10 protein-coding genes are annotated in these 9571 nt (G+C 59.4%); 2 read left to right on the forward strand and 8 right to left on the reverse strand.

Annotation, left to right across the window (positions count from 1 at the left end):
• The 5 genes from ACXRVY_RS10185 to potE all read right to left on the reverse strand — a co-directional run.
• Window positions 1–1379: arylsulfatase (locus ACXRVY_RS10185; RefSeq protein ID WP_458237337.1), on the reverse strand; the 1379-nt coding region annotated here is incomplete at its 3' end.
• 199 nt (window positions 1380–1578) lie between these two features.
• Window positions 1579–2118: an HD domain-containing protein gene (locus ACXRVY_RS10190; protein ID WP_223463022.1), complete on the reverse strand. Its 540-nt coding sequence runs from the start codon at window positions 2116–2118 to the stop codon at window positions 1579–1581.
• A complete protein-coding gene (locus ACXRVY_RS10195) occupies window positions 2118–2519 on the reverse strand; it encodes a hypothetical protein (protein ID WP_223463021.1) in 402 nt (133 codons plus the stop codon). The genes ACXRVY_RS10190 and ACXRVY_RS10195 overlap by 1 nt, the downstream gene beginning before the upstream one ends.
• 179 nt (window positions 2520–2698) lie before the next feature.
• Window positions 2699–4984 carry an Orn/Lys/Arg family decarboxylase gene (locus ACXRVY_RS10200; protein WP_223463020.1) on the reverse strand — a complete coding sequence of 762 codons (2286 nt, stop codon included), beginning with the start codon at window positions 4982–4984 and terminating at the stop codon, window positions 2699–2701.
• On the reverse strand, window positions 4981–6390 hold the full coding sequence (potE, locus tag ACXRVY_RS10205) for a putrescine-ornithine antiporter (RefSeq protein WP_458237338.1): 1410 nt from the start codon (window positions 6388–6390) through the stop codon (window positions 4981–4983). Before potE ends, ACXRVY_RS10200 begins: the two co-directional genes overlap by 4 nt.
• A gap of 183 nt (window positions 6391–6573) precedes the next feature.
• Between potE and ACXRVY_RS10210 the strand changes: the two genes are divergently transcribed.
• A complete protein-coding gene (locus tag ACXRVY_RS10210) occupies window positions 6574–6903 on the forward strand; it encodes a hypothetical protein (RefSeq protein WP_223463018.1) in 330 nt (109 codons plus the stop codon).
• Window positions 6904–7027: 124 nt separating this feature from the next.
• The gene (locus ACXRVY_RS10215) at window positions 7028–7444 is read left to right on the forward strand and encodes an organic hydroperoxide resistance protein (protein ID WP_223463017.1); all 417 of its coding nucleotides are present in this window, start codon (window positions 7028–7030) and stop codon (window positions 7442–7444) included.
• A 244-nt stretch (window positions 7445–7688) separates the two neighbouring features.
• Here ACXRVY_RS10215 and ACXRVY_RS10220 read toward each other — a convergent pair whose 3' ends face one another.
• The 3 genes from ACXRVY_RS10220 to ACXRVY_RS10230 all read right to left on the reverse strand — a co-directional run.
• A complete protein-coding gene (locus ACXRVY_RS10220) occupies window positions 7689–8198 on the reverse strand; it encodes a copper chaperone PCu(A)C (protein WP_223463016.1) in 510 nt (169 codons plus the stop codon).
• Between the two features lies 1 nt (window position 8199).
• Window positions 8200–8805, reverse strand: a complete 606-nt coding sequence (locus tag ACXRVY_RS10225; RefSeq protein WP_223463015.1) for an SCO family protein — start codon at window positions 8803–8805, stop codon at window positions 8200–8202.
• 306 nt (window positions 8806–9111) lie between these two features.
• Window positions 9112–9571: ChaN family lipoprotein (locus ACXRVY_RS10230; RefSeq protein WP_458237339.1), on the reverse strand; the 460-nt coding region annotated here is incomplete at its 5' end.

Raw genomic sequence — 9571 nt, forward strand, 5'->3', positions numbered from 1 at the left:
AGATTGGTCAGGATCGGCACGTCCACAGCAACTTTAGCCCCCAACCAGCCACCCGGTTGGTCAATGAAGCGATATTTGTAGTCGTCTATGCGCACTGCACCCAAGGCGCTCTCTCCAAAGTAGAAGACTTCATGCCGGTTCGACGGACCTTTTCCGGTGATCATTGGAGTTTGATCATAGCCGTCCAGGTGAACTTTGTAGGTGGTGTCGCCCAATTTTTTGCCCTTGAGCAGCTCCGCCGCGATGTTCGGGTTACCCGCCGCCGCGACCAGAGTCGGGAACCAGTCCATGCCGGACATGATGCCGTTGGCGATCTGGTTGGCCGGCACCTTGCCCGGCCAGCGAATGATCGCCGGCGCCCGGAAGCCACCTTCCATGACCGTGCCTTTACCCATGGCGAACGGCGTCGTGCCGCCATCGGGCCAGGTGAAGTTTTCCGCACCGTTGTCGGTGGTGAAAATCACGATGGTGTTGTCGTCCATGCCGTCTTTTTTCAGCTTCGCCAGGACGTCGCCAACGATGTCATCGAGCTGCGCCATGCCGGCTTCCTGTTCTGACCAGCCATTCTGCGAGTTGCGCATGGCTTCGTACTTGTCGGACAGGTGCGTGACGATGTGCATGCGGGTCGGGTTGAGCCAGACGAAGAACGGTTTGTCGTCCTGCTTGGCCTTGTCGATGAAAGAGAAGGCCTTGTCGCGAATCTCCTCGTCGACGGTTTTCATCCGCTCCGGATAGAGCGTGCCGGCGTCCTCGATTTTCTGCTTGCCCACCTTGCCCCAGCGCGGCATCACGGTCGTGTCATCGGTAGTGGAGGCCCAGCTGTGGACCATGTTGCGTGGGCCAACCGAGTCCAGCAGTTCCTTCGGATAATTGGGGTGCGCCGGGTCTTCCATGGCGTCGAGGTGATAGAGGTAGCCGAAGAATTCATCGAAACCGTGGACGGTGGGCAGGAACTGGTTGAGGTCGCCCAAGTGGTTCTTGCMGAACTGGCCGGTGGCATAACCCATGGCCTTGAGGGTGGTCGCGATGGTGACGGCTTCGGCGGGAATGCCCACGGGCGAGCCGGCCTGGCCGACGGTGGTCATTCCCGTACGAATCGGCAGTTCGCCGGTGATGAAGTTGGCGCGCCCGGCGGTGCAACTGGCCTCGGCGTAATAGTCGGTGAAACGCATGCCTTCGTTCGCCAGCTGATCAAGGTTGGGGGTTCTGCCGGCCATCATGCCCTGGTTGTAGACGCCGATATTCGACCAGCCGACATCGTCGCCCATGATCACCAGAATGTTGGGGGACTTGTCAGCGGCCAGGGTCTGGCCGGGAAGCGCCATGGCAGACAACAACAGGGGGATAGCGAAAATCGAGGATGAGGTTGTCCGATTCATGTGGAGCTCCTGCGTACAAGCGTGAGTACATCGAGACGAGCCCCCAACCGTCGTTGAAATTCGTATCCCCCGCGGAGAGCGTAGGTTTGAATTACGAAATATCCAGTAATGGATGGTCAGAAAGTTAGTGTTTCAGGCGCTTTTCAGCGAAATGGCTTTGCGCTAAAGGCACCGTCAGAGAGAGGGACGGACACGGGTGTCACCAGCGAAACATGGGCAACGGCCGCAGCGGCGAGCGGAGTAATTGTCGTGCGCAAAGCTTCATTAGCATCGAGTGAAAGCCATGATCGGGAAAGGTCGCCTGCACGGTTTTGATGAAGCTTCGGGGCAAGCCGAAACGCACCAGTCCCAGGGACACATCCACCAGATCGGCCTGGCGGAAGGGTTCGACACTGTCGGCGTAAGCGCCGCGATACCGGCGCAGCTTGTGATGCTCAAGTATCAACGCGCTGACTTCATCCTTCAGTTCCGGTCGTTGCTGGCTGTCGAGGTACTCGATGGCCAGAGCAATGGACGGGGGCAGGTAGTCGAGGGTGTCATCGGTCCAGATACCCAGGTCATGAAACGCCGCCGCGATTTGTACGGCATCCGGGGGCAGGCCATCGGCAGCGCTGAGAGCACCATGGAAATTCAGCACCCGGTAAATGTGGTTGCGGTAGCCCTGCAGGTCGGCACCGATGGCCAGGGCGTACGTGGTGAGAATCTTGTCGGTGAGGGGGAATTCGAGAAGAGGTTTCATCAGGCGTCACGCAACAGGTCGTTGGCATTGAGCAGTTCGTAGGCAATCTCCGGGCGCTTTTCCATGGCTCGGCGAATGGCGGCGGGTATGTTGGCGCGGGTCTTGCGGCACAGCCCCGGCAGTTCGCCAATCTGGATGCCGATGCCGCGCATGGTGCGCACTTCATTGAAGCCGGGGGCGATGTCCACGCGGATACCCAACTGTTCGAACATGCGCCGTTTCACGTGCTCAAGATCGCTCAGGCTCTGCAGGTTTTCCAGGCGTTCGATCAGGCGTTTTTCTTCGTTGCGGGTCAGAAACAGAATGCGCAGGTCCGCCCCCGGAGTTTCCAGCAGCGGGTCACGCCCGCAGTCGCAGGCGCCGGGCGGGCAGGGTGAGCGGATCGCAGCGGTGGTGGTCATGGGGATCAATCATAGAGCGCTGTGATCGAGTTTGCCCATAGGGATTTGATGGGTATGCGAAGCAATGTAGGAGCGAGCCTGCTCGCGATGGCGGAGTGTCAGGCCACAGAGATGTTGGCTGCAAAAACGCTATCGCGAGCAGGCTCGCTCCCACAGGTGTTGCGGTGAATCGGTTGGACCTATTTCAGTACCAGCATCCGATAAACCCCGTCTTCGACTTCGATCCCGTGGGTGTCATGGGTGAAGCCGGGGAAGGATTTGTCGAAGGCTTCCAGTGCCTTGAGATACGCCAGCAACGGACCGTCCGCAGGCCCTGCGTTCTCACCCGGCATGAGCAGCGGGATGCCTGGTGGGTACGGCACGATACCGGTCGCGGCAAGGCGCCCGGCAGCTTCGTCGAGGGTCACCAGTTCGATGTCGTTGCGCACCAGTTTTTCGTAGGCCTCCACCGGGCTGAACTCGGCTTTTGGYAGGGTGCCGAAGGCCTGGGACATGTTGGCGGTGGTCTTGTGTTTCTTCATGGCGGCGAAGATTTCGTCGGCCAGATCCTTCAGGCCCATGCCGGCATAGCGATGCTGGTTGGCGTTGTACAGATCGGGCAGGCACAGCTCGAGCTCGGCGTTGTCGTCGTAGTCACGCTTGAAGTCGAGCAGGGCGTTGAGCAGCGTGCCCCACTTGCCTTTGGTGATGCCGATGGAGAACAGGAACAGGATGGTGAAATCGGTGGTTTTCTCGACCACGATACCCTGACGACCCAGGTACGCCGTGACTACGCAGGCGGGGATGCCGTTGGCGAGCAGGTTGCCGTCGTCGCCCATGCCCGGGGCAAGTACCGAAACCTTGATCGGGTCGAGCATGCAGTAGCCGTCTTCGATGTCGCCGAAGCCGTGCCATACCGCGTTCGGGTGCAGGACCCAGCAGTTCGGGTCGGTTTTAAGCGTAGCCGGGTCGACTTCATGGAACGGCACGGTCGCTGCGCCCACCTGTACGGTCGGCGGCTGCCAGCAGGTGAAGAACCAGTCGTCCTTGCTCAGCATCTCGTTGTGCATGCGCGAGAGAACCTGGCGGAAGCTGATCGCTTCTTCGATTGATTCGGTGGTGAGGATCTGCCCGCTCGGTGCTTCCATCATTGCCGAGCTGACGTCACAGGACGCCATGATCGCGTAGTTCGGTGAGGTCGAGGCGTGCATCATGTACGACTCGTTGAAGCGCGCATGTTCGATCGGGTTACGGCCGTCGCGCACATGGATCATCGAGGCCTGGGACAGGGCGGCCAGCAACTTGTGGGTCGACTGGGTGGCGAACACGGTCGGCTTGGACTTGTCGTGATCGGCCGGGTTGCCGTGCATGGCATGGCGTCCGCTGTACAGCGGGTTGAAGCGCGCATAACCGTACCAGGCTTCGTCGAAGTGCAGACGGTCGACACTTTCGCCCAGCAGCTCTTCGACGCGGGTGACGTTGTAGGTCAGGCCGTCGTAGGTGGAGTTGGTGACAATCGCGTGCACCGGCGTCGGGTCGATGCCTGGCTTGACCAGCGGGTTGTTGGCGATGGCGGTTTTCACGCCTTCGGCGCTCAGGGTCTGCGGCAGGATCGGGCCGATGATGCCGTAGCGGTTGCGGGTCGGCACCAAATAGGTCGGAATCGCCCCGGACAGGGTCATCGCATGCTCGGCGGACTTGTGGCAATTGCGGTCGCACAGGGCGATCTGGTTGCGCGTGACGCTGGCCATGAGGATGACACGGTTGGACATAGACGAGCCGTTGGTCACGTAATACGTGCGGTGCGCGCCGAAGACCTTGGCGGCATAGCGTTCGCCCTGGCCGATAGGGCCGCTGTGATCGAGCAGCGAACCGAGTTCGCCAACCGAGATCGATAGGTCGGAGCGCAGCAGGTTCTCGCCGAAGAACTCGTAGAAGGCCCGGCCTGCGGTGCTCTTCAGAAACGCGGTGCCGCCGGCATGGCCGGGGGTGTGCCACGAGTATTCATAGTTGCGGGCAAACTTCACCAGCGCACCGAACATCGGCGGCAGGGCGGCCTGGCGATAGCGTTCGATGGCCGCCAGGATACGCCCGCTGAGGAAACGGGAGGTGTCCTCGGGCAGCCAGATGAAGTCGTCGGCGTGTTGCATGACCAATAACGGAATGGTCGATGCGGTGGTACGGTCGCTGATCAGGAACACCGGCACCCGGGTGTTGCGCTCGCGCAGCTTGACCAACAATTTGGTGCAGTCGGCGTGGCCTTCACTGGTGTCCATTTCCCATCGGATGAGCACGCATTGAATGGCCGGGTCCGAACGCAGGATCGATGCAGCATCGGTGAGGCTTTCCGAGGCCAGAACACTGACACCACGTCCCTCTACGTCGTGGACCAGTTGATCCAGGGCGCGGCCAAACACCGTTCGTTTGTCCGGCGGACTGCTGACCAGTAGCGCCAGCATGCCCAGCGAGTGTTTATATTCCGTCATGCTTGAACCTCCATAGTGGCTGTATTCAGATTATTCACCGGCACTGGCTCGGCAGTGAGGTGCTGCGCGCTGACGGTTTGCGTCGGCACGCTATTGTTGAGAGCTTCGAGGCGGATCAGGCGGTTGTTGACGAAGCCGAACAGGGTGTAACCGAAGATGGTGGCAACACCGCCCAGCATCAGGGCCTGCTCGCCGGAGCTGTACAGCGCCAGGTAGCTGTAGGCCGCCGCGATCAGGGCAATGATGTTGGTCGCCAGCGCCTTGCCTTCCGGCACGTTGGAGACTTTCTGCATGGTCATCAGCGCGGCCATGGACAGGATGTACGGTACCAGGTTGGTCACCACCGCAAGATTGACCAGGGTGTCGAACTGCTTGCTCAGGTCTGGACTGATGGTGAGCAGGGCCAGCGCGGTCTGTGCGGCGAGCAGTACCAGCATGCCGACAATCGGCGTTCCCGCCTTGTTGGCCTTGGCGAAGATCGACAGGAAGTAACCGGTGTCCGCCGAGCTTTTGTACACCTGGGCGATGGTGAACTGCCAACCCAGCAGCGAACCGATGCAGGCGAGTACCATGGCCGCCATCACGATGTCCCCGACCATCGGGGTGAACATCTTGGCGAACACCAGGCCGAACGGTGCGGTGGACGCGACCAGTTCTTCGTTGCCGACGATACCGAAGATGACGTTGGTGGAGACGATGTAGATCACCGCCGCACCCAGGGTGCCGCCCAGCACGGCAATCGGTACGTTGCGCTCAGGGTTTTCCACCGCGTCGGTGTTGGCGCAAGCCGATTCCAGACCGAGGAAGGCCCACAGGGTGATCGCCACCGAGGCGCCGGCCGCTTCGAACCAGCCCTTGTMGTGGGGGTTCCAGCCAGCGGCGTAAACGCTGCTGTCGAACCAGAACCAGCCCACCGTGGAGACCAGCACCACCGGAGCAATCACACCCCAGACCGTGATCGCACCGATCCGGCCGGTAATGCTCGCGCCGCCAAAGTTGGCGAAAGTGGTGATCCATAACAAGGCAATGGTCGCCAGACCTACTTGCAGGGAATCCAGTTTTATCCCGAACAACACCTGGATATAACCAACTGCAGTAATACTGATCGCCACGTTGGCAATCAACAGCGAGAGACCGTAGGTGTAGTTGGTGATGTAGTTACCCGCTTTACCGAAGGTGTATTCGGCATAACCGCCCATGCCGCCGGTCTTGCGGCTGAGCATCCCGCATCGCGCAAACGCGTAGGCCAGAGCGAGGGAGCCGGTGGCCGTCACCAGCCAGGAGAGGATCGAAATTGCACCGACTTCCGCGAGTTTCGTCGGTAGCAGCACAATGCCTGAGCCCAACATGTTGACGGCGGTCAACATTGTCAGTTGTCCCACACTCATTTTCTTTGCGACTGACATTCCGTTGCCTCACTTAAGTTGGCGATTGAGAGTCTTAGCTATAGCAAAGGATTGAAAACTCGCAAGAAATGACATCGCCCATCTCGTTTTCGCTTTAATTTGCAAAAAAGGCACGATGCTGGCCCCCAAGTTTAAAAATCCTCAGCAAAATTAGTTCATTTTCAGCCAGTTAAATAGGTCAAGATGCGCAAGATATGGATCGCGTTAATCCCGCTGATAGTTGCGGGTGTAGCCAATTCGGCTCAAGCCAAAGAACTGGCCAGCAATGATAAATACATGTGCAGTTGGGGTGCGGGCACCGCTGCAAGGGCACAGGAACTCAAGCTCTCGGGCGTTTCGCTGTATGCCGCGCGCCAGAAAATCCAGGTCTACAAGTTCGCCAAAACCTGGATGCGCATGATGGCACTTGGCATTACAGAGCAAACTTATGACAGTCCGTCGCGATTCAAACCGACTGCTGTACGGCAGAGCTTTTATGAGGACTGCGTCAGGTACAAGTTGGCACGTAAATAAAGAAGAAACGGGCGCTGGTCGGATCGACCACGGTGTGGGCGTGTGACGTCTATATTGATTGACCATCCCTGCGTCCGGATGGGGTGTTAAAGCCGGATTCTTACAACTCAATCAGGAGGTCACCATGAACCAGATCGATAAAGTGTTGTACACCGCCAAAACCCACACCACCGGCGGGCGTGACGGCGCCTCCCGCAGCTCCGACGGAATCCTCGATGTGAAGCTGTCGTCCCCGGGTGCGGGCGGTGGCGGTACTAACCCCGAGCAACTGTTCTCTGCCGGATGGTCAGCCTGTTTTATCGGCGCCATGCAGGTTGCGGCCAGGGAAATGAAAGTGGCGTTGCCCAAGGATGTGGCCGTCGATGCCGAAATCGACCTGGGCACCAATGAAGGCGGCTACCTGCTCCAGGCGCGGCTCAATGTCAGCCTGCCAGGGCTGGACCGTGAAACCGCACAAAAAATCGTCGACACCGGGCACCAGTACTGCCCGTACTCGAAAGCCACGCGCAACAACATCAACGTCGTGCTCAAGCTGGTTTGAGTTGACATGAAAAGGTCTTGGCGAATGACATGGGTTGTCGCCAAGACCTGAATTGCTCGTCGCCACAAATATTGTGGCCGGCCGCGGGACTCATATTCACTGAAGATCCAAACTGTGGGAGCGAGCTTGCTCGCGATAGCGGTGGGTCAAGCAATATCTCTGTTGGATGTGCCGGCCCCTTCGTCGGATCGCCGCCCGGAGCAAGCTCGCTCCCACAGGTTCTGTGTTTTAACTGACGGAGCAATCAGTTCATCTTGCTGTGATCATGCATCATCGAGCCGTGATCCATGGTGCCAATCGCCTTGGCAACGGCTTCAACCTGAATCGACTCTTTCTCGCCCTTGGCGTCTTCCACGGTCAGGGTCAGCGGCACTCTGTCGCCTTCCTTGATCTGGGCCGTCAGGTTCATGAGCATGATGTGGTAACCGTGCGGGTCGAAGCTCACCGCTTTACCGGCGGGCAGCGCGACGGCGCCCACCTGCTGCATTTTCATCACGTCGTCTTTCATGCTCATTTCATGGATCTGCACCAGCCCGGCAATCGGCGTTTGCACGCTCAGCAGTTTGCTGTCGCTGCTCGCGGTGACGGTCATGAAGGCACCGCTCGACGGTTGGCCGGCCACGGTGGCGCGGACCCAGGCGTCATTGACCTCGGTTTGTGCCGATGCCTGAAAGGCCAGGCCAACCAGGGACAATCCCAGCGCCAGTTGCCTGCAACGTTGTGCGAAACGGTTTTTAGCCTGCGGGGCATTCATTTCAGCAAATCTCCATCACGGTGAGCAGGTCTTCTGCGCACTCTTGGGCCGTCAGGGATGTGGACAGTCCCAGGCGCAGAGTGCCYCGGGAGTCGAAGACATAGCTGGTCGCGGTATGGGAGAGGGTATAGGTATCGCCGCTCGGGACCTTTTCAAAGAACACGCCGAATTCCTTGGCGGTGGCGGCGGTTTCTTCCAGGGTGCCGTACAGCGCCTCGAAACTCGGGTCGAAGGCTTTTACGTATTTATCGATCATCTCTGGCGTGTCGCGCTCAGGGTCCAGGGTGATGAAGACCACCTGCAGCCTTTCGCCATCGCGCCCCATCAGTTTCTTGGCCTGTGCCGCGCGGGCCAGCGTAGTGGGGCACACAGCCGGGCACTGGGTGAAACCGAAGAACACCATTGGCATCAAGCCGCGATAGCTGCCCAGCATCCGGGTTTCGCCCTGAGCGTTCTTGAGCTTGAAGTTGCGCCCCATGATCTTGTCGCTGAGGTCTTTGCCGTACTTGAACGACAGCTTGCTGCTGTCGTCGCAACCGGCGAGCAGGCCCAGGCTCAACAGGCCCATGCCTTGCAGGACCGTTCGGCGGGTATACACAGTACTCATTGAAAAAGCATCCTGTTGAACAGGCTGAAATGACAGCGTGATGACTGTACAGACGAAAAAATCGTGGGGATGTTAACAAACTGTGCCGGTGCCGGAGGGGCGGATACGACCATTGGACCGACGAAGAGGCGTGACATAGTGTCGCGCCGGAGTGCAATGCTGTTCACTTAAGCGAATGTAGTCCTCTGTAGGAGCGAGCTTGCTCCTGGCGGCGTTCCGACGATGGACTCAAGAGAGCCGCGTTTAGCCAGTAAATACGCGTTATCGTTAACGACCATCGCGAGCAAGCTTGCTCCTACAGGGGGGTTAACGACGCAGCTGCGCGCAATGATCCTTTTCCGGTTGCGCGGCGGTGTACCACACAAAATCCGCACTTTCGGCGGTCACGGTCTTGCCCGCTTCGGCCAGGATCAGCACCGCATTCCCTTCACCGGCCCCCAGGTCCTTCAGGTGCAGCGGCACCCCCAGATCCTTGMGTACGTGGAAGGCACCGGCCAGCAGCAACGCAGGCGTCGGTGCAGCCATCAGGCGCTCTGCCATGTGCCGGTCACGCTGCTGCTGCACGGCGAGCATCGCCGGCATCTGTGCTTCGGGCAGCAGGCCACAATGGGATTCGCGGATGTCTTCGAGCAAGGTCGCCTGTACCTGTTTGGTGGTGGAGGCTGCCCCCGTGAGTACCGGGCGCTGTTTGTAGATCTGCATGATCTGCGCGCGGTCCAGGTTCGCCGCCAGCAGTGGATACGGTTGCCTTAGCGCGTAGGTGACC

The organism is Pseudomonas sp. P5_A2_2 (genome assembly GCF_054177685.1).

Coding starts and splice junctions, on each gene's coding strand:
- ACXRVY_RS10190 (WP_223463022.1), bottom strand. CDS start 2,118: ATGAAACCTCTTCTCGAATTCCCCCTCACCGACAAGATTCTCACCACG.
- ACXRVY_RS10195 (WP_223463021.1), bottom strand. CDS start 2,519: ATGACCACCACCGCTGCGATCCGCTCACCCTGCCCGCCCGGCGCCTGC.
- ACXRVY_RS10210 (WP_223463018.1), top strand. CDS start 6,574: ATGCGCAAGATATGGATCGCGTTAATCCCGCTGATAGTTGCGGGTGTA.
- ACXRVY_RS10215 (WP_223463017.1), top strand. CDS start 7,028: ATGAACCAGATCGATAAAGTGTTGTACACCGCCAAAACCCACACCACC.
- ACXRVY_RS10220 (WP_223463016.1), bottom strand. CDS start 8,198: ATGAATGCCCCGCAGGCTAAAAACCGTTTCGCACAACGTTGCAGGCAA.